This is a genomic window from Streptomyces sp. CA-179760 (assembly GCF_050937045.1).
Taxonomy (GTDB): Bacteria; Actinomycetota; Actinomycetes; order Streptomycetales; family Streptomycetaceae; genus Streptomyces.
The window spans coordinates 1,802,119-1,827,952 of the sequence record NZ_JBNJLZ010000001.1; the positions used below are offsets into that span (position 1 = coordinate 1,802,119).

22 protein-coding genes and 4 pseudogenes are annotated in these 25,834 nt (G+C 71.0%); 2 read left to right on the forward strand and 24 right to left on the reverse strand.

What is annotated here, in order from left to right; translation table 11 throughout:
• Positions 1-144 precede the first annotated feature (144 nt).
• Positions 145-696 carry a hypothetical protein gene (locus ACQEV8_RS07925; RefSeq protein ID WP_432958483.1) on the forward strand — a complete coding sequence of 184 codons (552 nt, stop codon included), beginning with the start codon at positions 145-147 and terminating at the stop codon, positions 694-696.
• Between the two features lie 86 nt (positions 697-782).
• On the opposite strand, the pseudogene ACQEV8_RS07930 reads toward ACQEV8_RS07925, so the two are convergent.
• The 14 genes and pseudogenes from ACQEV8_RS07930 to pyrR all read right to left on the reverse strand — a co-directional run bounded on the left by ACQEV8_RS07930 (position 783) and on the right by pyrR (position 17,317).
• Positions 783-2,934, reverse strand: a pseudogene (locus ACQEV8_RS07930) (primosomal protein N').
• A 121-nt stretch (positions 2,935-3,055) separates the two neighbouring features.
• Positions 3,056-4,264 carry a methionine adenosyltransferase gene (metK, locus tag ACQEV8_RS07935; RefSeq protein WP_432958485.1) on the reverse strand — a complete coding sequence of 403 codons (1,209 nt, stop codon included), beginning with the start codon at positions 4,262-4,264 and terminating at the stop codon, positions 3,056-3,058.
• A 237-nt stretch (positions 4,265-4,501) separates the two neighbouring features.
• Positions 4,502-5,704: a bifunctional phosphopantothenoylcysteine decarboxylase/phosphopantothenate--cysteine ligase CoaBC gene (gene coaBC, locus ACQEV8_RS07940; RefSeq protein ID WP_432958487.1), complete on the reverse strand. Its 1,203-nt coding sequence runs from the start codon at positions 5,702-5,704 to the stop codon at positions 4,502-4,504.
• A 114-nt stretch (positions 5,705-5,818) separates the two neighbouring features.
• Positions 5,819-6,091 carry a DNA-directed RNA polymerase subunit omega gene (gene rpoZ / locus ACQEV8_RS07945; RefSeq protein WP_003977348.1) on the reverse strand — a complete coding sequence of 91 codons (273 nt, stop codon included), beginning with the start codon at positions 6,089-6,091 and terminating at the stop codon, positions 5,819-5,821.
• A gap of 69 nt (positions 6,092-6,160) precedes the next feature.
• Positions 6,161-6,718 carry a guanylate kinase gene (gene gmk / locus ACQEV8_RS07950; RefSeq protein WP_432958488.1) on the reverse strand — a complete coding sequence of 186 codons (558 nt, stop codon included), beginning with the start codon at positions 6,716-6,718 and terminating at the stop codon, positions 6,161-6,163.
• Between the two features lie 37 nt (positions 6,719-6,755).
• Positions 6,756-7,079 (reverse strand): integration host factor, encoded by a 324-nt coding sequence (locus ACQEV8_RS07955; protein WP_003977346.1) that lies wholly within the window; start codon positions 7,077-7,079, stop codon positions 6,756-6,758.
• A gap of 277 nt (positions 7,080-7,356) precedes the next feature.
• Positions 7,357-8,202: an orotidine-5'-phosphate decarboxylase gene (gene pyrF, locus ACQEV8_RS07960; protein WP_432958489.1), complete on the reverse strand. Its 846-nt coding sequence runs from the start codon at positions 8,200-8,202 to the stop codon at positions 7,357-7,359.
• Entirely contained in the window at positions 8,199-9,305 is a 1,107-nt protein-coding gene (locus tag ACQEV8_RS07965; RefSeq protein ID WP_432958491.1) for a quinone-dependent dihydroorotate dehydrogenase, read from the reverse strand. The genes pyrF and ACQEV8_RS07965 overlap by 4 nt, the downstream gene beginning before the upstream one ends.
• A 70-nt stretch (positions 9,306-9,375) precedes the next feature.
• On the reverse strand, positions 9,376-12,684 hold the full coding sequence (gene carB, locus ACQEV8_RS07970; protein ID WP_432958492.1) for a carbamoyl-phosphate synthase large subunit: 3,309 nt from the start codon (positions 12,682-12,684) through the stop codon (positions 9,376-9,378).
• Entirely contained in the window at positions 12,677-13,819 is a 1,143-nt protein-coding gene (gene carA / locus ACQEV8_RS07975) for a glutamine-hydrolyzing carbamoyl-phosphate synthase small subunit (RefSeq protein ID WP_432958494.1), read from the reverse strand. Before carA ends, carB begins: the two co-directional genes overlap by 8 nt.
• Entirely contained in the window at positions 13,816-14,385 is a 570-nt protein-coding gene (locus tag ACQEV8_RS07980) for a hypothetical protein (protein ID WP_432958497.1), read from the reverse strand. Before ACQEV8_RS07980 ends, carA begins: the two co-directional genes overlap by 4 nt.
• Positions 14,382-15,668 (reverse strand): dihydroorotase, encoded by a 1,287-nt coding sequence (locus ACQEV8_RS07985; protein WP_432958500.1) that lies wholly within the window; start codon positions 15,666-15,668, stop codon positions 14,382-14,384. The genes ACQEV8_RS07980 and ACQEV8_RS07985 overlap by 4 nt, the downstream gene beginning before the upstream one ends.
• Before the next feature lie 5 nt (positions 15,669-15,673).
• Positions 15,674-16,651: an aspartate carbamoyltransferase catalytic subunit gene (locus ACQEV8_RS07990; RefSeq protein WP_432958503.1), complete on the reverse strand. Its 978-nt coding sequence runs from the start codon at positions 16,649-16,651 to the stop codon at positions 15,674-15,676.
• Between the two features lie 99 nt (positions 16,652-16,750).
• Positions 16,751-17,317 carry a bifunctional pyr operon transcriptional regulator/uracil phosphoribosyltransferase PyrR gene (gene pyrR / locus ACQEV8_RS07995; protein ID WP_184597184.1) on the reverse strand — a complete coding sequence of 189 codons (567 nt, stop codon included), beginning with the start codon at positions 17,315-17,317 and terminating at the stop codon, positions 16,751-16,753.
• Between the two features lie 266 nt (positions 17,318-17,583).
• Here pyrR and bldD point away from each other — a divergent pair, with 266 nt between their 5' ends.
• On the forward strand, positions 17,584-18,087 hold the full coding sequence (gene bldD, locus ACQEV8_RS08000) for a transcriptional regulator BldD (RefSeq protein ID WP_018570201.1): 504 nt from the start codon (positions 17,584-17,586) through the stop codon (positions 18,085-18,087).
• 174 nt (positions 18,088-18,261) lie between these two features.
• Here the strand turns inward: bldD and nusB are convergent, their stop codons facing one another.
• The 10 genes and pseudogenes from nusB to ACQEV8_RS08050 form a co-directional block, all read right to left on the reverse strand.
• Positions 18,262-18,696, reverse strand: coding sequence for a transcription antitermination factor NusB (gene nusB / locus ACQEV8_RS08005; protein WP_184597187.1), 435 nt, complete (start codon positions 18,694-18,696; stop codon positions 18,262-18,264).
• A 2-nt stretch (positions 18,697-18,698) separates the two neighbouring features.
• A complete protein-coding gene (efp, locus tag ACQEV8_RS08010; RefSeq protein WP_189726434.1) occupies positions 18,699-19,265 on the reverse strand; it encodes an elongation factor P in 567 nt (188 codons plus the stop codon).
• Positions 19,266-19,318: 53 nt separating this feature from the next.
• Positions 19,319-20,424, reverse strand: a pseudogene (locus ACQEV8_RS08015) (aminopeptidase P family protein).
• Positions 20,425-20,602: 178 nt separating this feature from the next.
• Positions 20,603-21,244: pseudogene (locus ACQEV8_RS08020) on the reverse strand (AAA family ATPase); the annotation flags it as partial.
• Between the two features lie 70 nt (positions 21,245-21,314).
• Positions 21,315-21,464, reverse strand: a pseudogene (locus tag ACQEV8_RS08025) (Pro-rich N-terminal domain-containing protein); the annotation flags it as partial.
• 163 nt (positions 21,465-21,627) lie between these two features.
• Entirely contained in the window at positions 21,628-22,719 is a 1,092-nt protein-coding gene (gene aroB, locus ACQEV8_RS08030) for a 3-dehydroquinate synthase (protein ID WP_432958507.1), read from the reverse strand.
• Positions 22,716-23,198 carry a shikimate kinase gene (locus ACQEV8_RS08035; RefSeq protein ID WP_432972532.1) on the reverse strand — a complete coding sequence of 161 codons (483 nt, stop codon included), beginning with the start codon at positions 23,196-23,198 and terminating at the stop codon, positions 22,716-22,718. The genes aroB and ACQEV8_RS08035 overlap by 4 nt, the downstream gene beginning before the upstream one ends.
• Before the next feature lie 26 nt (positions 23,199-23,224).
• A complete protein-coding gene (gene aroC, locus ACQEV8_RS08040) occupies positions 23,225-24,409 on the reverse strand; it encodes a chorismate synthase (RefSeq protein ID WP_432958510.1) in 1,185 nt (394 codons plus the stop codon).
• Between the two features lie 139 nt (positions 24,410-24,548).
• Entirely contained in the window at positions 24,549-24,953 is a 405-nt protein-coding gene (locus ACQEV8_RS08045) for a hypothetical protein (RefSeq protein WP_432958512.1), read from the reverse strand.
• Positions 24,954-25,004: 51 nt separating this feature from the next.
• Complete coding sequence (locus ACQEV8_RS08050; protein ID WP_432958515.1) at positions 25,005-25,832, reverse strand: shikimate dehydrogenase; 828 nt, start codon at positions 25,830-25,832, stop codon at positions 25,005-25,007.
• Between the last annotated feature and the right edge of the window lie 2 nt (positions 25,833-25,834).

Here is a 25,834-nt window from a genome sequence, read left to right on the forward strand (position 1 = left end):
CCGCGCAAAACAGGCGCACGCATATGCCCCCACGCCCCCACACCGTGACCCGCGGAGCTAATCCGCGTTGGTCAAGACAGAGTTGACCACACCGGGCCGTGATCACGGCCCATTCCTTTCAACGCCGGTTCGAGAGGCTTGTTCATGGCCGACCACGCAACCTACGACGCCCAGGCTCGGGCCAGCCTGCACTTGCTGGTGCGGGACATCGAGCGGGTCCGCCGGCAGGTGGACGCACTGCGCACCCTCACCGCCCAGCTGGGCAACGTCTACCGCCCGCGCCGCTCCGGCCCTTCCACGGGCTTCGTCGTCTACGGACGCGCCCCCGCCCCGACGGTACGTCTCGCCCAGGAGCTGCGGGACAGTGTCGAGACCTTGGTCACCGCGGCCGTGGACTTCGACCGCTCGCTCGGTTTCTCGTGGGACGCGGTGGGCTCCGCGCTCGGAGTCACCAAACAGGCGGTGCACCGCCGTTACGGCGCACGCCGTGCCGCCACCGCGGCCCAGTCGGCCGCGACCGAGCCGGAGCGCACACCGGAGCCGACGGGCAGTCGCACGGTCGGTATGCCCACCGGCCTGCCCACGGTCCCGACGGTCCCCGCGGCCCGCTCCATGCCCACGCAGCCGACGGCGGGCAGTCCCGCACTCCGCGACGAAGCACGGCCGACGGCGTTCCCCGGCCCGCGCAACGGCTGAACCGCCCCTTGCCCTGCCCTCCCGGGACGCCTTCGGGAGGGCAGTCGCACGTCCGGGCGACGCCCCGTCGGCTCTTCTCCGACTGCTCACCCGATGTCAGCCGGATCGATCCGCACCCAGACACCGGTCCCGCTCCCACTCCCCCGGGCCATCCGCGCCGCCTGCGCGGCCTTGAGCGCGGCGGCCAGCGCGGCCCCCTTCCCGGGCGGCACCCGCAGCAACGCGCGCTCCCACTGCTCCCCGGGCGGCGGCGCCCCCGCCCGCCTCGGTCGCCCCGCGGCGGTGACGGGCAACGGCACCGGCCCCAGCACCTCGGCCTCCGGCGGCAGTTCGGCCGTACGGAGAAACTCGGCCACCGCCTCCGCCGGCCCCGACACGGCCGCCATCCGCGACACCGGCGGAAACCCCAGCTCGGCCCGCTCGGCGAGTTCCCGCACCGCGTGACCGACGGGATCCCACCGTACGAGCGCCTGGACGGGCCGCAGCGTCGGCTCGGCGACGACTACCACCGTGCCGCCGGCCGACTGCGGCCGGACGAGTGCCCCGGCCGCGATCCACCGCCGCAACGCGTCCTCCCCGGCCCGCAGATCGGGCCGCCCGAGCATGGCCCAGCCGTCCAGCAGCAGCGCCGCCGCGTACCCGCCCTCGGCGACCGGCTCGGCCCCCGGTGTGCTCACCACCAGGGCGGGCGCCCCCGGGACCGTGTCGAGCACGTGTTCACGCCCCGAGGTCCGCACCGGAACCGCCGGGAAGGCGCGCCCGAGTTCCTCTGCGGTCCGCCGCGCGCCCACCACCGAGGCACGCAGCCGGAAGGCGCCGCACTCCGGGCAGTGCCAGCCGCTCTCCTCGCGGCCGCACCATCCGCAGCACAGGGCACCGCCGTCCCGTGTCTCCAACGGCCCGGAGCAGTGCCGGCAGCGCGCGGGCGCCCGGCAGTTGGCGCACGCCATGCGCGGCACATATCCCCGCCGGGGCACCTGCACCAGCACCGGGCCGTGCCGCAGGCCGTCCCTGACGGCCTGCCAGGCGAGAGTCGGCAGCCGGGCGGCCCGGGCGGCCTCGTCCCGGGCGAGGTCTCCGTCCCCGACGGTTCTCACGAGCGGAGCGGCCCCCGCACCTGGTCCCGTCCGGCGACGAGCGGCCGGGCCCAGCCGCTCTCGACGAGCTGTGCGGCCTCCACAGTGCAGCCCCAGCTGCCCAGCAGGAAACCGCACTTGTCCTGGGCCGCCCGCAGCAGGAGCACCTCCCGCGCATGGGGCTGCGGGGCGTGCTGCTCGCTGTGGCTGTCGTCCCCGTCGTCCCAGAGGGCCACGAGCCCAAGGTCCTGGACCGGTGCGAACATCGCGGCCCGCGTCCCGATCACGGCCCGTACGGAACCGCGCCGCACCGCGAGCCACTGCGCGTACCGCTTCTCGGGCCCGGCATCGGCCGTGAGCACCGCGTGCCGTCCTTCCCCGAGCAGGGAGGTCAGTGCGGCGTCGGCCCGCGCGACGGCCCGTCCGTCGGGCAGGACGACGAGTGCCCCGCGCCCGGAGGCCAGTGTCGCCGCGACGGCCCGGGCCAGCTCCTCGCTCCACTGCGGCCCCGGCAGGGCGTTCCACACGGCCCGTGGCGCGCCGCCGGACGCCAGCGACTCCACGAAGGCAGCTCCCCGCTCGTACCGCTGCCAGGATCCCGCCTCGGGGGCCGGGGCGGTGGCAGGGGAGCGGGCGAGGCGCGTTTCTCAGCCCGCGCGTTACGCGGCGGCACTGCGAGTTGCAGGACGTCCGCGAGGCTGCCCGCGTACCGGTCGGCGACCGACCGGGCCAGCCCCAGCAGTTCCTCGCTCAGCACCCGCTCGGGCGACACGACCTGGGCCAGGGCCGCCAGCGGCCCGGTGTACTCGGACTCGGCCAGTCGCTCGACGAGGAACCCGTCGATCAGCCCGCCGCCCTCACGTCGCCCGTCCCGCACCCGGTGCCGCCCGGCCCCGAACCGGACCCGCACCCGGACGCCCGGCTGGGCCTCGGCGTCCAGCTCCTCGGGCACCGCGTAGTCGAAGTACCGGTCGAGGTGGAGCACGCCCTTGTCGACGAGGACACGCGCCACGGGCAGCTCCTCGGCGAGCGCGGCCCCCCGCCAGGTCCGCGGCTTGGCCCGGGGCGTCCTGGCCTTCCGCACGCTCTCCCGGATGAGCGCGAGCTGCTCGGGCGGCGCACCCTCGACGCCACCGTCCGCCTGTCCGTTCTCGCTGCTCACGCTTGCATTTTTACCAAACACCACTGACAGCCGGCGGTGCCGGCGAAGCCCTCCGGGGGAACGACGAGGCCCGGCCCCCGAAGGGTGCCGGGCCTCACTCGGTGCCGTGAGCGCGTCGGACCTACAGGCCCGCCGCCTTGCGCAGCGCGTCCACACGGTCCGCCTGCTCCCAGGTGAACTCGGGAAGCTCGCGGCCGAAGTGGCCGTACGCCGCGGTCTGGGCGTAGATCGGGCGGAGCAGGTCGAGGTCGCGGATGATGGCGGCCGGACGGAGGTCGAAGACCTCGTCGATCGCCTTCTCGATCCTTTCCGTGTCGATCTTGGCCGTGCCGAAGGTCTCGACGAACAAGCCCACCGGCTCGGCCTTGCCGATCGCGTACGCGACCTGGACCTCGCAGCGGGTGGCGAGGCCCGCGGCGACGACGTTCTTGGCGACCCAGCGCATCGCGTACGCCGCGGAGCGGTCGACCTTGGACGGGTCCTTGCCGGAGAAGGCACCGCCGCCGTGGCGGGCCATACCGCCGTAGGTGTCGATGATGATCTTGCGGCCGGTCAGACCGGCGTCGCCCATCGGGCCACCGATCTCGAAGCGGCCGGTGGGGTTCACCAGGAGACGGTAGTTCTCCGTGTCGATCTTGATGCCCTCGTCGAGCAGCGCCTTCAGCTCCGGCTCGACCACGAACTCCTTGATGTCCGGAGCCAGCAGCGAGTCCAGGTCGATGTCGGAGGCGTGCTGGGAGGAGACCACGACGGTGTCCAGGCGGACCGCCTTGTCGCCGTCGTACTCGATGGTGACCTGGGTCTTTCCGTCCGGGCGCAGGTAAGGGATGGTGCCGTTCTTGCGCACGTCGGACAGGCGCTTGGACAGGCGGTGGGCCAGGAAGATCGGCAGCGGCATCAGCGTCGGGGTCTCGTCCGTCGCGTAGCCGAACATCAGGCCCTGGTCGCCGGCACCCTGCTTGTCGAGCTCGTCCTCGTCCCCCTCGACGCGGGACTCGTACGCCGTGTCGACGCCCTGGGCGATGTCCGGGGACTGTGCGCCGATCGACACCGAGACGCCGCAGGAGGCGCCGTCGAAGCCCTTCTTCGAGGAGTCGTAACCGATTTCGAGGATCTTGTTCCGGACCAGCGTCGCGATGTCCGCGTACGTCTTGGTCGTGACCTCGCCGGCCACGTGCACCAGGCCGGTCGTGATCAGGGTCTCGACGGCGACCCGAGAGGTCGGGTCCTCGCGGAGCAACGCGTCGAGGATGGTGTCGCTGATCTGGTCAGCGATCTTGTCAGGGTGACCCTCGGTCACGGACTCCGAGGTGAACAGGCGACGGGACACAACGCTCCCTGGGGTTGCAGCGGCTGCTGTCTGATCATTGGCGGACGGCAGGGGCTGCACCTCGCGCCGTCCGTGGGACAGTTTACGGGTCACGCTTCGGCCACGGCCCCCCTGTCTCGCCACTCGGGAGTGCTGTGACCTGCGGCACAGGCATTCTGCCCAATCGCGAGCGACCTTGGCCAGAGGCGCCACACCCCGATCGGCCGGGTTTCACCGAGGCGCAGGGCGACTGAAACATCAGCCGAGGCGCCCGGCCACCAGGTCCCACACGGTATCGGCCAGCGCTTCCTTGGGTCCGTACGGCACCGCGGTCTCGCTGCCGTCGGTGCCGAGCACGACGGCTTCGTTCTCCTCGGAGCCGAAGGTCTTGCGCTCCCCGACCTCGTTCACCACCAGCAGATCGCAGCCCTTGCGCTTCAGTTTGGCGCGGCCGTTGGCGAGCACGTCGTCCGTCTCCGCGGCGAAGCCGACGATCACCTGTCCGGGGCGGATCCGGTCGGTGGAGATCTCCGCGAGGATGTCCGGATTCCGTACCAGGGCGATCGGCTCCGGCTCCTGGTCGTCCTTCTTCTTGATCTTCCCGGCCGCGTAGGTCACCGGACGGAAGTCCGCCACCGCCGCCGCCATGACCACGGCATCGGCGTCGGCGGCGGCTCTCAGCACCTCCTCGCGCAGGTGCACGGCGGTGCCCACGGGAACGACGTCCACCCCGGCCGGGTCCGGCAGCATGCTGTTGGCCGCGATCAGCGTGACGCGGGCGCCGCGGGCGGCCGCGGTGCGGGCGAGGGCGTAGCCCTGCTTGCCCGAGGAGCGGTTGCCCAGGAACCGCACCGGGTCCATTGGCTCGCGGGTGCCGCCCGCGCTGACCACGACATGGCGGCCCGTGAGGTCCGGCTCGCGCACGCCCCGGGTCAGCACCCGGCGGCACACCTCGAAGATCTCACCCGGGTCAGGCAGCCGGCCCTTGCCGGTGTCGACGCCCGTGAGACGGCCCACGGCCGGCTCGATGACGACGGCACCGCGGCGGCGCAGCGTCGCCACGTTCTCCTGGGTGGCCGGGTGCTCCCACATCTCCGTGTGCATGGCGGGGGCGAAGACGACCGGGCAGCGAGCGGTGAGCAGGGTGTTGGTGAGCAGGTCGTCGGCGAGGCCGTGGGCCGCCTTGGCGAGCATGTCGGCGGTGGCCGGGGCGACGACGACCAGGTCGGCATGCTGCCCGATGCGGACGTGCGGGACCTCGTGCACGTCGTCCCACACCTCGGTGGAGACCGGGTGCCCGGAGAGCGCGGACCAGGTGGCGGCGCCGACGAAGTGCAGCGCGGAGGCGGTGGGCGCCACGCGCACGTCATGGCCCGACTCCGTCAGCCGCCGCAGCAGCTCACAGGCCTTGTACGCGGCGATGCCGCCACTGACCCCCAGAACGACCTTCGGCTTGTCCACGCTTCTCCCCGGACCTCGGCAACCGGCACAACGTACGACTCCATGACACACCACAGGCCCGGCAGTCGACCTGCCGGGCCTGTGGAAAAGTCAGCGTCAAGCTGGAAATACTACTTACTGCGCCGGGCCCTCGATGGCCTCGGACGTGAGCAGCCCCGCGTTGATCTCGCGGAGGGCGATCGAGAGCGGCTTCTCGTGGACGTGGGTGTCGACGAGGGGACCGACGTACTCGAGGAGGCCCTCGCCGAGCTGCGAGTAGTACGCGTTGATCTGGCGGGCCCGCTTGGCCGCGTAGATCACGAGGCTGTACTTCGAGTCCGTGGCCTCGAGGAGCTCGTCGATCGGCGGGTTGATGATGCCCTCGGGCGCGGAGATGGAAGAGGACACGCTCTACCTTCCGATGGGTGGGAAAGAATGGTCGGGGTGATCAGCGAGGATCAGGACGATCAGCGATGGTCACACCACGTCCATCAAGGCTAGCAGCTCGCGAGCCACGTCCTCGACGGAGGTGTTGACCAGGGTGGTGTCGAACTCCGGCTCGGCGGCGAGTTCGATCTTCGCAGCCTCGAGCCGGCGCTCGACCACCTCGGGCGGTTCGGTACCCCGCCCCGTGAGTCTGCGCACCAGCTCCTCCCAGGAGGGAGGAGCCAGGAACACCAGCTGGGCCTCGGGCATCGATTCCCGGACCAGACGGGCACCCTGGAGATCGATCTCGAGGAGGACGGGCTCGCCCTTCTCCAGACGCGCCTGCACGGCCGCACGCGGCGTGCCGTAGCGGTTACCGGCGAACTCGGCCCACTCCAGCAGCTCGCCGTTGGCGATCAGCTTGTCCATCTCGTCGTCTGTGACGAAGAAGTAGTGGACTCCGTGCTGCTCGCCGGGGCGGGGCTTGCGGGTCGTCGCCGACACCGAGAGCCAGACCTCGGGGTGTTCCTTGCGCATATGGGCGACGACCGTGCTCTTGCCGACCCCGGAGGGGCCGGAGAGCACGGTCAGCCGCGGACGTTCAGTCATGCAGCGATTATTCCAGTTGAACCGGAGTGGTCCGGACTCAGCTGCCGGTGCTGCCGAACTCGCGCTCCAGGGAGGCGATCTGGTTGGACCCGAGGCCGCGCACACGACGGCTCTCGGAGATGCCGAGTCGCTCCATGATCTGCTTGGCGCGGACCTTGCCCACGCCCGGCAGGGACTCAAGGAGAGCGGAGACCTTCATCTTGCCGATGACGTCGTTCTCCTGGCCCTGCTTGATGACCTCGTGAAGCGAGGCGCCGGAGTGCTTGAGTCGATTCTTGACCTCGGCCCGCTCCCGGCGAGCCGCGGCGGCCTTTTCGAGCGCGGCTGCGCGCTGTTCAGGGGTAAGGGGCGGAAGAGCCACGCCTACGTCACCTCGGATGTCGAACTGTCGGATACGGACCGGTGAGGAACCTAGTCGCCCCACACCTGGGGAGCCACGAGCAACACGCTTGCCCGTTGACTCTCGTCGGAGACTAGCGGGCAAGTCCGCCAGAGTCAGCGAGAACAGCGGAAAAGTCCTGGTCAGCCTTCATCTGAACAGACATTTAGGACATACTGCCCCGGATTTGAGGATGTATTCAGCCTCAAGCCCGCCCCCGGCCACTCATCGGAGGACTCACAAGAAGGTCAGGAAGTGGTCAGGAGGAGGTCACAGCGTGACGGATCTCCTGAGCGAAGCGTTCCGCGGCGTCACGCAGCGCGACCGCGTCGCGACCGTGGCGTAGCACCCCCCGGCTGACGTTCGGCACGACATTGCGCACCGCCGACCCGAAGACCGCCGGAAGATCGGCCGGCGTGGCCCCCTGCGCGCCGATGCCAGGCGCGAGGAGCGGGCCGTTGATGTCCAGGTCGTACGACGACAGGTCACCGAGGGTGGCGCCGACGACCGCGCCGAAGGACCCCAGGGGCGCCTCCCCCGCGTTCTCGGCGGACAGGTGCGCGAGCATCGTCGCTCCGATGTTCCGGCCGTCGGACCGGACGGCGTGCTGGACCTCGCCGCCCTCCGGATTGGAGGTCAGCGCCAGCACGAACAGCCCTGCGCCGCTCTCCCGGGCCAGCGCGACGGCCGGGCTGAGCGAGCCGTAGCCGAGGTAGGGCGAGACGGTCAGCGCGTCGGAGAACAGCGGCGCGTCCTTGTGCAGGAACGACTCGGCGTACGCGGCCATGGTCGAGCCGATGTCGCCGCGCTTGGCGTCCATGACGACCAGGGCGCCCGCCGCCCGCGCCTCGGCCACCGACGCCTCCAGGACGGCCAGTCCGCGCGAGCCGAACCGCTCGAAGAACGCGCTCTGCGGCTTGAGCACGGCGACCCGGTCGGCCAGGGCCTCGACGACCGTGCGGCTGAACCGCTCCAGGCCCGCCACGTCGTCGTTCAGGCCCCACTCGGCGAGCAGGGAGGCGTGCGGGTCGATGCCGACGCACAGCGGGCCACGCTCGTCCATGGCCCGGCGCAGGCGCGCGCCGAAGGGTTCGAGAGGACTCATGCCGTCTTCCTCACGTCGGCGCCCACCGCGTCGGCGAGCGTGGCGTACGGGCTGGTGCGCAGGCGCGCGGCGAGCCCCTTGTGGATCGCGCGGCCCCAGAAGGGCCCCTCGTAGATGAAGGCGCTGTAGCCCTGGACCAGCGTGGCACCGGCCAGGATGCGCTGCCAGGCGTCCTCGGCGTTCTCGACGCCTCCCACGCCCACCAGGGTGATCCGGTCACCCACGCGCGCGTAGAGACGCCGCAGGACCTCCAGGGAGCGTTCCTTCAGGGGTGCCCCGGACAGGCCGCCGGTCTCCTTGACCAGAGAGGGGTCGGACTTCAGGCCGAGTCCGTCGCGCGCGATGGTGGTGTTGGTGGCGATGATGCCGTCCAGGCCGAGTTCCACGGCGAGGTCGGCGACCGCGTCGATGTCCTCGTCGGCGAGGTCCGGTGCGATCTTGACCAGGAGCGGGACACGCCGCTCCGACACCGCGCCGTCGGCGGCCTCGCGGACGGCGCTGAGCAGGGGGCGCAGCGCCTCCGTGGCCTGCAGATTGCGCAGGCCGGGCGTGTTCGGGGAGGAGACGTTGACCACGAGGTAGTCGGCGTACGGCGCCAGCCGCTCGGCGGACTTCACGTAGTCCGCGACGGCCTCCTCCTCGGGTACGACCTTGGTCTTGCCGATGTTGACGCCGACGACCGGCTTGAAGACCGGCGTACGGGAGGCCAGGCGGGCGGCGACGCGGAGCGAGCCGTCGTTGTTGAAGCCCATGCGGTTGATCAGCGCCCGGTCTTTGACCAGCCGGAACAGCCGCTGCTTGGGGTTGCCGGGCTGCGGCTCGCCGGTCACCGTGCCGATCTCGACGTGGTCGAAGCCGAGCATCGCCATACCGTCGATGCCCACGGCGTTCTTGTCGAAGCCGGCCGCGAGCCCGAAGGGGCCGTGCATGCGCAGCCCGAAGGCCTCCGTGCGCAGCTCCTTGTGGCGGGGCGCGAGGGCGGCCGCGAGGAAGGTGCGCAGGACCGGGACGCGGGCGGCCAGGCGGATCCAGCGGAAGGCGAGGTGGTGCGCCTGCTCCGGGTCCAGCCGCTTGAAGACGAGACTGAAGAAGATCTTGTACATGTTGTCCTCACGAAGACGTGGCGTCCTCACGAAGAGGGGGACACCGTTTCCGGTGTCCCCCTCGGGGCTGCTAGTCGCGGGCCGCGGTCAGATGTTCCGCGTGTTCCTGGAGCGATCGGACGCTCACGTCGCCACGGTTGAGGGCGTCGATGCCCTGGACCGCGGCCGCGAGCGCCTGGACCGTCGTCAGGCAGGGCACGGACCGTGCCACGGCCGCCGTACGGATGTCGTAGCCGTCGAGGCGGCCGCCGGTGCCGTACGGGGTGTTGACGATGAGGTCGACCTCGCCGTCGTGGATGAGCTGGACGATGGTCTTCTCGCCGTTCGGGCCGGTGCCCTCGGACTGCTTGCGCACGACGGTGGCGTTGATGCCGTTGCGCTTGAGCACCTCGGCCGTGCCGGACGTGGCCATCAGCTCGAAGCCGTGGGCGACCAGCTCGCGGGCCGGGAAGATCATCGAGCGCTTGTCGCGGTTGGCGACCGAGATGAAGGCGCGGCCCTTGGTGGGCAGCGGGCCGTAGGCGCCCGCCTGCGACTTGGCGTACGCCGTGCCGAAGACGGAGTCGATGCCCATGACCTCGCCCGTGGAGCGCATCTCCGGGCCGAGGACCGTGTCGACGCCGCGACCGTGGATGTCGCGGAAGCGCGACCACGGCATGACGGCCTCCTTGACGGAGATCGGCGCGTCGAGGGGCAGCTCGCCGCCGTCGCCGGTGGCCGGGAGCAGGCCCTCGGCGCGCAGCTCGGCGATGGTCGCGCCCAGGGAGATCCGGGCGGCGGCCTTGGCCAGCGGCACCGCGGTCGCCTTCGAGGTGAAGGGGACGGTACGGGAGGCGCGCGGGTTGGCCTCCAGGACGTAGAGGATGTCACCCGCCAGCGCGAACTGGATGTTGATCAGGCCGCGGACGCCGACGCCCTTCGCGATGCCCTCCGTGGAGGCCCGCAGGCGCTTGATGTCGAAGCCGCCGAGCGTGATCGGGGGCAGGGCGCACGCCGAGTCACCGGAGTGGATACCGGCCTCCTCGATGTGCTCCATGACACCGCCGAGGTAGAGCTCCTGGCCGTCGTAGAGCGCGTCGACGTCGATCTCGATCGCGTCGTCGAGGAACCGGTCGACCAGGACCGGACGGGACGGGCTGATCTCCGTCGACTCGGAGATGTACGCCTCCAGGCGCGTCTCGTCGTAGACGATCTCCATGCCGCGCCCGCCGAGGACGTACGACGGGCGCACCAGGACCGGGTAGCCGATCTCGTCGGCGATGGCCTTGGCCTCTCCGAAGGTCGTGGCGGTGCCGTGCTTGGGGGCCGGGAGACCGGCCTCCTGGAGGACCCGGCCGAAGGCACCCCGGTCCTCGGCGGCGTGGATGGCCTCCGGGGAGGTGCCCACGATCGGCACGCCGTTGTCCTTGAGCGCCTGCGACAGGCCGAGCGGGGTCTGGCCGCCGAGCTGCACGACGACGCCCGCGACGGGTCCGGCCTGCTGCTCGGCGTGGACGATCTCCAGCACGTCCTCGAGCGTCAGCGGCTCGAAGTACAGGCGGTCGGAGGTGTCGTAGTCCGTGGAGACGGTCTCCGGGTTGCAGTTGACCATCACGGTCTCGTAGCCCGCGTCGCTCAGGGCGAAGGAGGCGTGGACGCAGGAGTAGTCGAACTCGATGCCCTGGCCGATGCGGTTCGGGCCGGAGCCCAGGATGATGACGGCCGGCTTCTCGCGGGGCGCGACCTCGCTCTCCTCGTCGTAGGAGGAGTAGAAGTACGGCGTCTTCGCGGCGAACTCGGCGGCGCAGGTGTCGACCGTCTTGTAGACCGGGCGGATGCCCAGCGCGTGCCGGACCTCGCGGACGACGTCCTCGCGCAGGCCGCGGATCTCGCCGATCTGCGTGTCGGAGAAGCCGTGCCGCTTGGCCTCGGCGAGCAGGTCGGCGGTCAGCTCGGGCGCCTCGGCCAGCTCGTCCGCGATCTCCTTGATCAGGAAGAGCTGGTCGACGAACCACGGGTCGATCTTCGTGTACTCGAAGATCTCCTCCGGCGTGGCGCCCGCGCGGATGGCCTGCATGACGGTGTTGATGCGGCCGTCGGTGGGGCGGACCGCCTGCTCCAGGAGCTGGGACTTGTCGCCGGGCTCACCGACGAACGTGAACTGGCTGCCCGTCTTCTCCAGCGAGCGCAGGGCCTTCTGGAAGGCCTCGGTGAAGTTGCGGCCGATGGCCATGGCCTCGCCGACCGACTTCATGGTGGTGGTGAGGGTGGCGTCCGCGCTCGGGAACTTCTCGAAGGCGAAGCGCGGGGCCTTCACGACCACGTAGTCGAGCGTCGGCTCGAAGGAGGCCGGGGTCTCCTGCGTGATGTCGTTCGGGATCTCGTCGAGCGTGTAGCCGACGGCGAGCTTGGCGGCGATCTTGGCGATCGGGAATCCGGTGGCCTTGGAGGCGAGCGCCGAGGACCGGGACACGCGCGGGTTCATCTCGATGACGATCACGCGACCGTCATCGGGGTTCACCGCGAACTGGATGTTGCAGCCGCCGGTGTCGACGCCGACCTCACGGATGACGGCGATGCCGACGTCCCGGAGGGTCTGATACTCGCGGTCGGTGAGGGTCATCGCCGGGGCGACCGTGATCGAGTCGCCGGTGTGGACGCCCATGGGGTCGAAGTTCTCGATGGAGCAGACGACCACGACGTTGTCGTGCTTGTCGCGCATCAGCTCCAGCTCGTACTCCTTCCAGCCGAGGATGGACTCCTCCAGGAGCACCTCGGTGGTCGGCGAGAGGGTGAGGCCCTGGCCGGCGATGCGGCGCAGCTCCTCCTCGTCGTGGGCGAAGCCGGAGCCGGCGCCGCCCATGGTGAAGGAGGGGCGGACGACGACCGGATAGCCACCGAGCGTCTCGACGCCGGCGAGGACGTCCTCCATGGAGTGGCAGATGACGGAGCGGGCGGACTCGCCGTGCCCGATCTTCTGGCGTACGGCCTCGACGACCTCCTTGAAGAGGTCGCGGTCCTCGCCCTTGTTGATCGCCTCGACGTTGGCGCCGATGAGCTCGACGCCGTACTTGTCGAGGGTTCCCGCCTCGTGCAGCGAGATGGCCGTGTTGAGGGCCGTCTGGCCGCCCAGGGTGGGCAGCAGGGCGTCCGGGCGCTCCTTGGCGATGATCTTCTCGACGAACTCGGGGGTGATCGGCTCGACGTAGGTGGCGTCGGCGATCTCCGGGTCGGTCATGATCGTCGCCGGATTGGAGTTCACCAGGACGACCCTCAGGCCCTCGGCGCGCAGGATGCGGCACGCCTGGGTGCCGGAGTAGTCGAATTCGGCGGCCTGGCCGATGACGATCGGGCCGGAGCCGATGACCAGGACGGACTGGATATCGGTGCGCTTAGGCACGCTGGCCCTCCATCAGGGATACGAAGCGGTCGAACAGGTAGGCGGCGTCGTGCGGGCCGGCTGCCGCTTCGGGGTGGTACTGGACGCTGAAGGCGGGGCGGTCGAGCAGCCGCAGCCCCTCCACCACGTTGTCGTTCAGGCAGACGTGCGACACCTCGGCGCGGCCGAACGGGGTCTCGGAGACCTGGTCGAGCGGTGCGTCGACGGCGAAGCCGTGGTTGTGCGCGGTGACCTCGACCTTGCCGGTCGTACGGTCCTGCACCGGCTGGTTGATGCCACGGTGGCCGTACTTCAGCTTGAAGGTGCCGAAGCCGAGCGCGCGGCCCAGGATCTGGTTGCCGAAGCAGATACCGAAGAGCGGGGTGCCGCGCTCCAGGACGCCCCGCATGACGGAGACGGGGTGGTCGGCGGTGGCCGGGTCGCCCGGGCCGTTGGAGAAGAACACGCCGTCCGGGTCGACCGCGTAGACGTCCTCGACGGTCGCGGTGGCCGGGAGCACGTGCACCTCTATGCCGCGCTCGGCCATGCGGTGCGGGGTCATGCCCTTGATGCCGAGGTCGACGGCGGCGACGGTGAACTTCTTCTCGCCGATCGCCGGGACGACGTAGGGCTCGGTGGTGGCGACCTCGGCGGAGAGGTTCGCGCCCTTCATCTGAGGGGCGTCCTGGACGCGGGCCAGCAGCGCGCCGTCCTCCCGCACCGCGTCCCCGCTGAAGATGCCGACGCGCATGGCGCCGCGCTCGCGCAGATGACGGGTGAGGGCGCGGGTGTCGATGCCGGAGATGCCGACGACGCCCTGCGCCGTCAACTCCTCGTCCAGCGAGCGCCGGGAGCGCCAGTTGGACGGCACGCGAGCGGGGTCGCGCACGACGTACCCGGAGACCCAGATCTTCTTCGACTCGGGGTCTTCGTCGTTCACGCCGGTGTTGCCCACGTGCGGCGCGGTCATCACGACGACCTGGCGGTGGTACGAGGGGTCTGTCAGGGTCTCCTGGTAGCCGGTCATGCCGGTGGAGAACACCGCTTCGCCGAAGGTCTCCCCCACGGCCCCGTAGGCACGGCCGCGGAAGATCCGGCCGTCCTCCAGGACGAGTACGGCGGGAGTCCTGGCTGCTCCCCTTGTGGAGGTGGTCATCGTTCGACGCCTTCCCTGGTGTTCGTTTCGATCATGGAGTTGAGGGCTTCGACCCACTCGTTGTGCTCGGCCGCGTGGTCGGAGCGGAACCCGGAGTCGATCAGCCGGTCGCCGTGCTCCCAGGTGACGATCAGCAGGCCGCCCTCGGTGAGGACCTTGCCGGCGATGCCCTTGTCGAGCCGGGCCTCACGGAGCCGCGCGGCCGGGACGAAGAAGTCGCTCGCCCCGGGGCGTACGACGTTGAGGCCGGCATCCGTGAGGGTGAGCTCGGCACGGCTGCGGGTGCCCAGGCCCTGGGCCACGATGCGGTCGAGCCACTGACCGGCCGTGGTGGAGCCGTGGTAGCGGCCGCTCATGCCCAGCTTCTCGGGTCCCGGGTCGTCCGGGGCGACGGGCAGCTCGGGCAGGTCGCCCTGGAGGGTGCCGCGCCACTTCCAGCCCTCGCGCATCAGCCAGTAGACGAGCGCGACGAAGAGGGCGAGGCCCACCACCCAGCCGATGCGGGCGGCCCAGTCGGTCACTTGCGCCGATTCCTTCTCGGCGGCCAGCAGGAATACAGGTGTCACGTGAGCTTCCCGTCGACGAGCGTGGCCTTGCCCCGCAGCCACGTGTGCGTCACACGGCCCGGCAGCTCACGCCCCTCGTAGGGGGTGTTGCGGCTGCGCGAGGCGAAGCCCGCGGGTTCCACGAGCCCACGGTATGCCGTGTCGACCAGGGTGAGGTTGGCGGGCTCACCTGCCGAGACGGGACGTCCATGGCCCGAGGCCTGTCCGATCTGCGCGGGCTTGACGGACATCCGGTCGGCGACGCCGGCCCAGTCCAGCAGACCCGTGTCGACCATGGTCTCCTGCACCACTGACAACGCGGTCTCCAGGCCGACCATGCCCATGGCGGCCGCGGCCCACTCGCAGTCCTTGTCCTCGTGCGGGTGCGGGGCGTGGTCGGTGGCGACGATGTCGATCGTGCCGTCGGCGAGCGCCTCTCGAAGGGCCAGCACGTCGCGCTCGGTGCGCAGCGGCGGGTTGACCTTGTAGACCGGGTTGTACGTGCGCACCAGCTCATCCGTGAGGAGGAGGTGGTGCGGGGTGACCTCTGCGGTGACGGCGATGCCGCGGGACTTGGCCCAGCGGACGATCTCGACGGACCCGGCGGTCGACAGGTGGCAGATGTGGACGCGGGAGCCGACGTGGTCGGCGAGCAGGACATCCCGGGCGATGATCGATTCTTCGGCCACCGCGGGCCAGCCGCCGAGCCCCAGCTCGGCGGAGACGATGCCCTCGTTCATCTCGGCACCCTCGGTCAGCCGCGGCTCCTGCGCGTGCTGCGCGACGACACCGCCGAAGGCCTTCACGTACTCCAGGGCGCGGCGCATGATCACGGCGTCGTGGACGCACTTGCCGTCGTCGGAGAAGACGGTGACACCGGCGGCCGACTCGTGCATGGCGCCCAGCTCGGCGAGCTTCCTGCCCTCCAGGCCGACGGTGACGGCACCGATGGGCTGGACGTCGCAGTAGCCGTGCTCCTTGCCGAGCCGCCAGACCTGCTCGACGACTCCGGCGGTGTCGGCGACCGGGAAGGTGTTGGCCATGGCGAACACGGTGGTGTAACCGCCGCTCGCCGCGGCCCGGGTGCCGGTCAGGACGGTCTCGGAGTCCTCACGGCCGGGCTCGCGCAGATGGGTGTGCAGATCGACCAGGCCCGGCAGCAGCACCTTGCCGTCGGCCTCGACGACCTCGGCGCCCTCGGCGGACAGCCCGCTCCCCATCTGCGCGATGGTTCCGCCGTCGATCAGGACGTCCTGCGGCTCGCCGCCCAGCACCTTCGCACCACGGATCAGGATCTTGCTCATGGGTCTTACTTCTCCTCGGTACGGGACTGGCTGACGGCGGGTTCGTTGCCGCCGAGCAGCAGGTACAGGACGGCCATCCGGATGGACACTCCGTTCGCGACCTGCTCGACGACGGTGCAGCGGTCGGAGTCGGCGACCTCGGCGGTGATCTCCATGCCGCGGACCATCGGGCCGGGGTGCATCACGATGGCGTGCTCGGGCATCCGCGCCATGCGCTCGCCGTCGAGGCCGTAGCGCCGGGAGTACTCGCGCTCGGTCGGGAAGAAGGCGGCGTTCATGCGCTCGCGCTGGACGCGCAGCATCATCACCGCGTCGGACTTGGGCAGCGTGCTGTCGAGGTCGTACGACACCTCGCAGGGCCAGGTCTCGATGCCGACGGGCACCAGGGTCGGCGGGGCGACGAGGGTGACCTCGGCCCCCAGGGTGTGAAGCAGGTCGACGTTGGAGCGGGCGACCCGGCTGTGCAGGACGTCGCCGACGATGGTGATGCGCCGGCCGGCGAGGTCATGGCCGAGCCCGGCGTCCGGGCCGACCAGACGGCGGCGCATGGTGAAGGCGTCCAGCAGGGCCTGCGTGGGGTGCTGGTGGGTGCCGTCGCCGGCGTTGACGACGGCCGCGTCGATCCAGCCGGAGTTCGCCAGCCGGTACGGGGCTCCGGAGGCGCCGTGCCGGATGACCACGGCGTCGACGCCCATGGCCTCCAGCGTCTGGGCGGTGTCCTTGAGCGACTCGCCCTTGGAGACGCTGGAGCCCTTGGCGGAGAAGTTGATGACGTCCGCGGACAGCCGCTTCTCGGCGGCCTCGAAGGAGATCCGGGTCCGGGTGGAGTCCTCGAAGAAGAGGTTGACGATCGTGCGGCCGCGCAGGGTCGGCAGCTTCTTGATCGGCCGGTCGGCGACCCGGGCCATCTCCTCGGCGGTGTCGAGGATCAGGACGGCGTCGTCGCGGGTGAGGTCGGCGGCCGAGATGAGATGACGCTGCATCTGTCAGGCTCCGTAAGGCAGTTCAGGAGAATTTCGGGCAGACGGGTGCGCCAGGGGGCGCACTGAGCCGGCGTACGACAGCGGCGTACGCCTGAAGCGCTACTGGGAGGTCTGCTTGGCACCGAGCAGCACGGTGTCGCGACCGTCCTCCTCGGCGAGCTGGACCTTGACCGTCTCCCGCAACGACGTGGGGAGGTTCTTGCCGACGTAGTCGGCGCGGATGGGCAGTTCGCGGTGACCGCGGTCGACGAGGACGGCGAGCTGCACCGCGCGCGGGCGCCCGATGTCGTTCAGCGCGTCGAGGGCGGCCCTGATGGTGCGGCCGGAGAAGAGCACGTCGTCGACGAGGACGACCAGCTTGCCGTCGATGCCGTCACCGGGGATCTCGGTGCGGGCCAGCGCACGCGGCGGGTGCATGCGCAGGTCGTCGCGGTACATGGTGATGTCGAGCGAGCCGCACGGAACCTTGCGCTCGGTGATCTGCTCGAGCTTGTCGGCGAGCCGCCGGGCGAGGAAGACGCCCCGGGTCGGAATGCCGAGGAGCACCACGTCGTCGGCGCCCTTGGCGCGCTCGACGATCTCATGGGCGATGCGGGTCAGCACCCGCGCGATGTCGGGCCCTTCGAGAACGGGCCGGGCATCGGACTGCGTGTCGTGCGTGTCCATATGAAACGGACCTCCTTCTCCGCCTCACGGGACGGACCTTAAAGGACGTCGGGATTGCGCCATACACGGTAGCAGGCCCCCACGATCATCCCGACGGCCCCCTCGGATCACCCGTTCGGCCTAACAGAGTGCCGATACCACGGAAGAGTCGGTGCGGACCATTCGGCTTGACGCGGCAGAGTAACGCTGCGTAACCTCACAGTGAGTTACCAGCCGCGCGGTCCGGCAACACAGCTGACCGCGTCGACACAGTGCCGGGGAGCTATATGTCCAGCGAATACGCCAAACAGCTCGGGGCCAAGCTCCGGGCGATCCGCACCCAGCAGGGCCTTTCCCTCCACGGTGTCGAGGAGAAGTCCCAGGGACGTTGGAAGGCGGTCGTGGTCGGGTCGTACGAGCGCGGCGACCGCGCCGTGACCGTGCAGCGCCTCGCCGAGCTGGCGGACTTCTACGGCGTTCCCGTGCAGGAGCTGCTCCCGGGCACCACCCCGGGCGGCGCCGCCGAGCCGCCGCCGAAGCTGGTCCTGGACCTGGAGCGGCTGGCCACGGTGCCGGCCGAGAAGGCGGGCCCACTGCAGCGCTACGCGGCCACGATCCAGTCGCAGCGCGGCGACTACAACGGCAAGGTGCTCTCGATCCGCCAGGACGATCTGCGCACACTCGCCGTCATTTACGACCAGTCGCCGTCCGTCCTCACCGAGCAGCTGATCAGCTGGGGTGTCCTGGATGCGGACGCGCGTCGCGCGGTCGCCTCCCACGAGGAGGCCTGAGCCCTCGCCTGAGCCCCCAGGGGCCAGCGCAGAAACGTGCCGCCGGGGTGGCCGGAACCATACGGTTCCGGCCACCCCGGCGGCGTTCTGGGGGGCTGACGGCCCCCGGTCGCGTAGGGAATGCCGGAGGGCCCGCAGCAAGCTTGCTGCGGGCCCTCCGGCATTCCGTCTGTCTCAGTCCTCGTCGCGGCGGAGCGAGGGCTTGAGGTCCTTCAGCCGGCCGAGCAGGCCGTTCACGAACGAGGGCGACTCGTCCGTGGAGAACTCCTTGGCCAGCTGCACCATCTCGTCCAGGACGACGGCGTCCGGGGTCTCGTCGACCCAGATCAGCTCGTAGGCGCCGAGCCGCAGGATATTGCGGTCGACGACCGGCATCCGGTCGAGCGTCCAGCCGACCGAGTACTGGGCGATCAGCTCGTCGATGCGCTTCGCGCGCTGCGCGTAGCCCTCGACCAGCTCCATCGTGTACTCGCTCACCGGCGGCTGCCGGGTGTCGGCACGGGAGAGCCGGACCCAGTCGGCGAGGACCGTCAGGACCTCGGCGCCGCGCTGGTCACCCTCGAAGAGGATCTGGAAGGCGCGCTTGCGGGCCGTGTTGCGGGCAGCCACGGTTAGCTGTTCACCCGGCCGAGGTAGTCGCTGCTACGGGTGTCGACCTTGATCTTCTCACCGGTGGTGATGAAGAGGGGCACCTGGATCTGGTGGCCGGTCTCCAGCGTGGCGGGCTTGGTGCCGCCGGTGGAGCGGTCGCCCTGGACGCCCGGCTCGGTCTCCTGGATGACGAGCTCGACGGCGGCGGGCAGCTCGACGAAGAGCACCTCGCCCTCGTGCTGCGCGACGGTGGCGGTGAAGCCCTCGATCAGGAAGTTGGCGGCGTCGCCCACGGACTTGCGGTCGACGTGCAGCTGGTCGTAGGTCTCCATGTCCATGAAGACGAAGTACTCGCCGTCCATGTAGGAGAACTGCATGTCCCGCTTGTCGACGGTGGCCGTTTCGACCTTGACGCCGGCGTTGAAGGTCTTGTCTACGACCTTGCCGGAGAGCACGTTCTTGAGCTTGGTGCGCACGAAGGCCGGGCCCTTGCCGGGCTTGACGTGCTGGAACTCGACGACGGACCAGAGCTGGCCGCCTTCGAGCTTGAGCACCATGCCGTTCTTGAGGTCGTTCGTGGAAGCCACGGTTGCGGAATCTCCTGGACTGACGTACGACCCTGGGGCACGCACCTGCCTGGCTACAGGGCGAGCAGCTCCTTGGTCGTGATGGTGAGTAGCTCGGGTCCGCCGTCCGCCTCGGGGCGGACGACGAGCGTGTCATCGATCCGGACACCACCCCGGCCCGGGAGGTGGACCCCCGGTTCGACGGTGACCGGCACGCAAGCGTCCAGTTTACCCATGGCCGCGGGACTCAATTGAGGGTCCTCGTCGATTTCGAGCCCGACCCCGTGTCCGGTCAGGGCCGTGAGGCCCTCCGTGTACCCCGCGGAGTCCAGCACCTGGCGTGCGGCCCGGTCGACGTCCCGGCAGGCGGCGCCGGGTACCAGGCTCTCACGTCCGGCGCGCTGAGCGGCGAAGACCAGGTCGTACAGCTCGATCTGCCAGTCCGCGGGAGCCGTGCCGATGACGAACGTACGGCCGATCTCACAGCGGTAGCCGCGATATGTCGCGCCGAGGCAGACGGAGAGGAAGTCCCCCTCTTCCACACGACGGTCGGTGGGCCGGTGGCCGGGGCGGCCGGCGTTGGGCCCGGTGGCGACGGAGGTCGGGAAGGCCGGTCCGTCGGCCCCGTGGTCGACGAGGCGTCTTTCGAGCTCCAGAGCGAGATGGCGCTCGGTCCGGCCGACGAGGATGGACTCCAGCAGTTCGCCCAGGGCCTGGTCGGCGATCTCGGCGCCGATGCGCAGACAGGAGATCTCCTCCTCGTCCTTGACCACCCTGAGCTGCTCCACGGCGCAGCCGAGGCCCCCAGGCGCAGTCGGGGCGCGACCGAGCCGAGGGCGCGATGCCGGGCCACGGTGAGGTGGTGCTCCTCCACGGCGAGGGAGTCGGCACCCTGGCCCGCGGCGAGGTCGGCGGCCGCGACAGCCGGGTCGCCGCCGGATCCGGGCAGGTTCTGGATGCGCAGGGCCTCGTCGGGGCGTTCCTGCGTGGAGCGGCCTTCGATCGGGCCGGCACACACCAGGAGGTCCTCGGTCTTGCCCAGCAGCAGAACGGCGCCGTGCGGGGCGGGGCCCGCGAGATAGCGCACGTTGGCGGGGCGGGTGACCAGCGCCGCCGCGCTGCCGCCCGCGTTGCAGTAATCCCTCAGACGCGTCCGGCGGGCCGCGTACACCTCTGACATGACCCGAGCGTATGAGCTCCGCGGGTTCGGCGCCGGTTGAGGGCGTCTGAGTGGGCGGTGCCCGAGGTGTCCGGGTGGGCGGGGTGCCGTTCGGGAGAGGGTGTGCCGCGCGGGGTTCTGTGCCGTCCGCGGGTGCGTGGGGGCTTGTCGCGCAGTTCCCCGCGCCCCTATGGGGCTCTCACCACTGGGGTGGGCTGGCGATGGAGCGGGACAGGACGTCGTTCAGGACCTGGGCCGTCTGCGGGATGTCGAGCTGGGAGTTGTCGATGATCGGGAGGCCCGAGCCGTACCAGCCGGCCATGCGGCCGTGGATGCGGGCGACCTCGTCGTCGCTGAGGCGGCGGTTGCCGGAGCGTTCGGCGTTGCGCTCCAGGACGATCTCCAGGCCCGGCAGGAGGACGACCGGCAGCAGGCCCGGACCGACGTGTCGCTTCCAGCCGCCGAGGCCGACGACGGGACGGTCGGGGAAGACGGCGTCGTCGAGGATGCAGGAGATGCCGTTGGCCAGGAAGTTCCGAGCGGCGAAGCCGCAGGTGCGGCGGGCGAGGCGGTACTGCGCTTCAGAGTTGTCGTTCCACCCGGACTGGGGGTCGGCGAAGCCCGAGCGGACCCATTCGCGTACGTCGTCCAGGCTGATGTGGGCCGTGGGGATCCGGCGGTGGTCCGCCCAGTACTTGGCGACGCTGGTCTTCCCGGCGCCCGCGGGGCCGATGAGCAGCACCGCGAGCGTCGTGCCCGCCAGGTCGGGGCCCGCAGCGGCGGGCGGCACGCTGGGCATGGCGACCGGACCGCCCGGCGGCAGCGGCACATGACCGGTGGTGTCCGGCGCGGCGGGCGCGGAGGCCTGATGCGGAGGTGAGGCCGGTCCGGGCGGTGGCGCGGGGTATCCGGGGCCAGGGGCGGCGGGGCACGGGGGCGGAGCCCTGGTGCGCGCCCGGGTGGTGCGACCCCGGGTGGTGTGCGGCCGGCGACCAGCCGGCGGCCGGTCCCTGCCCCGGCTGGTGGGGCGGCGGCAGCGGAGAACCCACTGCGTGCTGCATCCGGTGCCACTCCGTCTCGTACAGGCGATGGGCGCTGACTGCGGGGGCGGAACCCGCTGCTACCGAACGGTACCGCCCCGGCGATCGTTGTGTGAACGGCCGGGGGCGGCCCGAAGTGCCCGGCGCCGTAAGGCTGTTTCGGGCAGAAGGAGCGCGGGAGGACTTACTGCCCCACTTCGCCGTACGCCGCGAGCAGCACGGCCGGGTCGGGCCCCTCAAGGACGGTGGGCTTGGCCAGACCGTCGAGGACGATGAAGCGCAGCAGGTCGCCGCGGGACTTCTTGTCGACCTTCATGGTCTCGAGCAGCTTGGGCCACTGGTCGTGGCGGTAGTGCAGCGGCAGTCCGACCGCTTCGAGGACGGTGCGGTGGCGGTCGGCCGTGGCGTCGTCCAGCCGGCCTGCCAGGCGGCCGAGTTCGGCGGCGAAGTGCATCCCCACGGACACGGCGGCGCCGTGGCGCCACTTGTAGCGCTCGTTCTTCTCGATGGCGTGGCCGAGTGTGTGGCCGTAGTTGAGGATCTCGCGCAGGCCCGACTCCTTCAGGTCGGACGACACCACGTCGGCCTTGACCCGGATGGAGCGCTCGATGAGCTCGGCGGTGTGCGGGCCGGCCGGCGTGCGGGCGGCCTCGGGGTCGGACTCGATGAGGTCGAGGATCACCGGGTCGGCGATGAAGCCGGCCTTGATGACCTCCGCGAGTCCGGAGACGTAGTCGTTGACCGGCAGGGAGTCCAGCGCGGCCAGGTCGCAGAGCACACCGGCGGGCGGGTGGAAGGCACCGACCAGGTTCTTGCCCTCGGCGGTGTTGATGCCGGTCTTGCCGCCGACGGCCGCGTCGACCATGGCCAGCACGGTGGTCGGGATGGCGATCCAGCGCACCCCGCGCAGCCAGGTGGCGGCCACGAAACCGGCCAGGTCGGTCGTCGCGCCGCCGCCGACACCGACGATGACGTCCGTGCGTGTGAACCCGGACTGGCCCAGCGCCTTCCAGCAGTAGGCCGCGACCTCGGCGGTCTTGGCCTCCTCCGCGTTGGGCACCTGGATGGCGACCACTTCGTAACCCTGCTCGGCCAGGTCGGCGCGCAGCGCGTCACCGGTCTCGGCCAGAGCCTCGGGGTGGACGATCGCGACCCGCTTGGCCCTGCCGCCGATCAACCCGGACAGTTCGCCCAGCAGTTGCCGGCCCACCAGGACCTCGTAGGGCTCGGTGCCCGCCGTGCCGCCGATCTGGATCCGCGTCACTGCCTCGCTCATGCTTCCTTCAACTCCAGTGCGTCCAGGGCGACTTCGGTGACCTCTTCGGCCGTACGGCCATCGGTGGCGACGACGGCCGTGGCGACCTCCTCGTACAGGTGCCGACGGGCCTCCATCAGTTCGCGCCACTGCTTGCGCGGGTTGATGGCGAGCAGCGGCCGGGCCGCGTTGAGGCCGGTGCGCTTGACCGCCTCCTCGACGTCCATCGACAGGTACACCACCCGCTGCCCGGCGAGCAGCTCGCGGGTGTCCTGGTCGAGGACGGCGCCGCCTCCCAGGGACAGCACGCCGTCGTGTCCGGCCAGCGCCTCGCGAACGGCCTGCTTCTCGATAGCGCGGAAGGCGGCCTCGCCCTCCTCCACGAAGATCTCGGCGATCGTCCGGCCCTGCGCGGTGACGATGTCGTCGTCGGTGTCCCGGTATCCGGCCCCGAGCCGCTCGGCCAGCAGCTGCCCGACGGTGGATTTACCCACGCCCATCGGGCCGACCAGCACGATCAGCGGGGTCACCGGATGGCCAGGTTGTCGAGGTACGACCGCACGTTGCGGCCGGTCTCGGCCACGCTGTCGCCGCCGAACTTCTCCGCGACCGCGTCCGCGAGGACGAGGGCGACCATCGCCTCGGCGACGATGCCGGCGGCCGGCACCGCGCACACGTCGGAGCGCTGGTGGTGGGCGGCCGTCGCCTCACCGGTCGCGACGTCCACCGTCTTGAGCGCCCGCGGGACGGTCGCGATCGGCTTCATGGCCGCCCGCACCCGCAGCAGCTCACCGGTGGTCAGCCCGCCCTCGGTGCCGCCGGAGCGGCCGGAGGTACGCCGGATGCCCTCGTCGGTGGTCACGATCTCGTCGTGCGCCTTGGAACCGGGTACCCGCGCCAGGTCGAAGCCGTCGCCGACCTCCACGCCCTTGATCGCCTGGATGCCCATGAGGGCCGCGGCCAGCCGGGCGTCGAGACGCCGGTCCCAGTGCACGTGCGAACCGAGGCCGACCGGCACGTCGTAGGCCAGCACTTCGACCACACCGCCGAGGGTGTCGCCGTCCTTGTGGGCCTGGTCGATCTCGGCGACCATCGCCTTCGACGCGTCGGCGTCCAGGCAGCGCACCGGGTCCGTGTCCAGCTTCTCCACGTCCGCCGGCGTCGGGTACACGCCGTACGGCGCCTTCGCGGCCGCCAGCTCCACCACGTGGGAGACGATCTCGATGCCGGCCGTCTCCTTCAGGTACGACCGGGCCACCGCGCCGAGGGCGACGCGGGCCGCGGTCTCACGCGCCGAGGCACGCTCCAGGATCGGCCGGGCCTCGTCGAAGCCGTACTTCTGCATGCCGGCGAGGTCGGCGTGGCCGGGCCGCGGGCGGGTCAGCGGGGCGTTGCGGGCGAGCCCGTCGAGGATCTCGGGGTCGACCGGGTCGGCGGCCATGACCTGTTCCCACTTCGGCCACTCGGTGTTGCCCACCATGATCGCGACCGGGGAGCCGAGGGTGAGGCCGTGCCGGACGCCGCCGAGGAAGGTGATCTCGTCGCGCTCGAACTTCATCCGGGCGCCGCGCCCATAGCCCAGGCGCCGCCTCGCGAGATGGTCCGCCACCATGTCCGTGGTGATCGGCACGCCGGCGGGCAGACCCTCCAGCGTCGCGACGAGTGCGGGACCGTGGGACTCCCCAGCGGTCAGCCAGCGCAACCTGCTCAACGGTGCTCCTCAGTGCTCGCGCCCGTACTGCCCTCGTACGCACGTCCTCGCGTACGGCGACGGCCTGACCGGGTGCGCGGCCCCGGTCCGCCACCTACGATCCTCCCACGTCCGGAGCGCGGACCCGGCCGCCGGTCCATCAGGCGGACGAGGCCGGGTCGCCGGTCTGCCGCTGCGGCGCGTACGTGCCGAGGAAGTCCGCGCCGCTGGGCTGCCGGGCGGGCTGCGCCTGTGACGCCTGCTGCGGCGCGTAGGCGCCCAGGTGGTCCGCTCCACTTCCCTGCTGCGGCGCCTGCTGAGGTGCGTACTCCCCCAGGTAGTCCGCTCCGCGCCCCTGCCCGTACCGGGCCGCCGCGTGGACGGGCTGCCCGCTCCGCACGGCCCGCCGGTAGGCGATCTTGCGCTTGATCTTGACCGCCCAGGACGCGAGGACCGCGAGCACGATCAGGGCGAGCACGGTGATCTGCACCCAGTCGGGCAGGAATCCCAGCAGCGACTCGAATATCTGGGACTTCACGGACGCCTGAGGCATGCCGGTGGCCATGGTTCGTCTCCCCTCCCCTGTTCCGCCCCCCTGCGGAACCGAGAGCGGATCCTAGCGGGCCGCCAAGGCGCGTTCGCCCGCTTTTCGCATGGCGTCCAGGGGCGCCGGCGCCTGCCCCGTCATCTGCTCGACCTGCAGCACGGCCTGGTGCACCAGCAGGTCGAGGCCGCTGACGACCGCGCCGCCGTACGCCGACCAGCGGGCGGCGAGGTCGGTCGGCCAGGGGTCGTAGAGGACGTCGAAGAGGGCCGCCGGCCGCTCCGGCACGGACCGGGCGAGGGCGTCGGTGACACCTGCCGGCGTGGTGCTGATCACCAGCGGGGCATGCAGGGCCTGCGCGGCGTCCGCCCAGTCGGCGATGCGCACCGGGACCTCGAGCCGCTCGGCCCACTGCCGCATCTCGGCGGCCCTGGCCTCGCTGCGGACGTACACGGCGATCTCGCCGGGGCAGATCCGCGACAGCGCGGCCAGCGCGGACGAGGCGGTGGCACCCGCGCCGAGGACCGCGGCGGCCTCGACCTTGTCGATGCCGTGCTCGCGCAAAGCCGCGACCATGCCGGGGATGTCGGTGTTGTCGCCGGTCCGGCGTCCGTCCGGGGTGCAGATCACCGTGTTGACCGCGTCGACCGAGGCCGCGGTCTCGCTGATCCCGTCGAGCAACGGGATCACGGCCCGCTTCAGCGGCATGGTCAGCGAGAGCCCCGCCCACTCGGCACCGAGCGTCTCGAAGAACCCGGGCAGGGCGGCCTCGTCGACCTCGAACCTGTCGTACGTCCAGCCGCTCAGCCCCAACTCCTGGTAAGCCGTGCGGTGCAGGACCGGGGAGAGCGAGTGGGCGATCGGGGAGCCGAGTACGGCGGCCCGGCGTGGTGCGGCCATCA

Coding starts and splice junctions, on each gene's coding strand:
- ACQEV8_RS08045 (WP_432958512.1), bottom strand. CDS start 24,953: ATGGCCACCGGCATGCCTCAGGCGTCCGTGAAGTCCCAGATATTCGAG.
- carA (WP_432958494.1), bottom strand. CDS start 13,819: ATGACCACCTCCACAAGGGGAGCAGCCAGGACTCCCGCCGTACTCGTC.
- pyrF (WP_432958489.1), bottom strand. CDS start 8,202: ATGAGTCCTCTCGAACCCTTCGGCGCGCGCCTGCGCCGGGCCATGGAC.
- bldD (WP_018570201.1), top strand. CDS start 17,584: ATGTCCAGCGAATACGCCAAACAGCTCGGGGCCAAGCTCCGGGCGATC.
- gmk (WP_432958488.1), bottom strand. CDS start 6,718: ATGACTGAACGTCCGCGGCTGACCGTGCTCTCCGGCCCCTCCGGGGTC.
- ACQEV8_RS08050 (WP_432958515.1), bottom strand. CDS start 25,832: ATGGCCGCACCACGCCGGGCCGCCGTACTCGGCTCCCCGATCGCCCAC.
- ACQEV8_RS07985 (WP_432958500.1), bottom strand. CDS start 15,668: ATGAGCAAGATCCTGATCCGTGGTGCGAAGGTGCTGGGCGGCGAGCCG.
- ACQEV8_RS07965 (WP_432958491.1), bottom strand. CDS start 9,305: ATGTACAAGATCTTCTTCAGTCTCGTCTTCAAGCGGCTGGACCCGGAG.
- pyrR (WP_184597184.1), bottom strand. CDS start 17,317: ATGGACACGCACGACACGCAGTCCGATGCCCGGCCCGTTCTCGAAGGG.
- ACQEV8_RS07990 (WP_432958503.1), bottom strand. CDS start 16,651: ATGCAGCGTCATCTCATCTCGGCCGCCGACCTCACCCGCGACGACGCC.
- ACQEV8_RS07925 (WP_432958483.1), top strand. CDS start 145: ATGGCCGACCACGCAACCTACGACGCCCAGGCTCGGGCCAGCCTGCAC.
- ACQEV8_RS08035 (WP_432972532.1), bottom strand. CDS start 23,198: ATGGGCGTGGGTAAATCCACCGTCGGGCAGCTGCTGGCCGAGCGGCTC.
- aroB (WP_432958507.1), bottom strand. CDS start 22,719: ATGAGCGAGGCAGTGACGCGGATCCAGATCGGCGGCACGGCGGGCACC.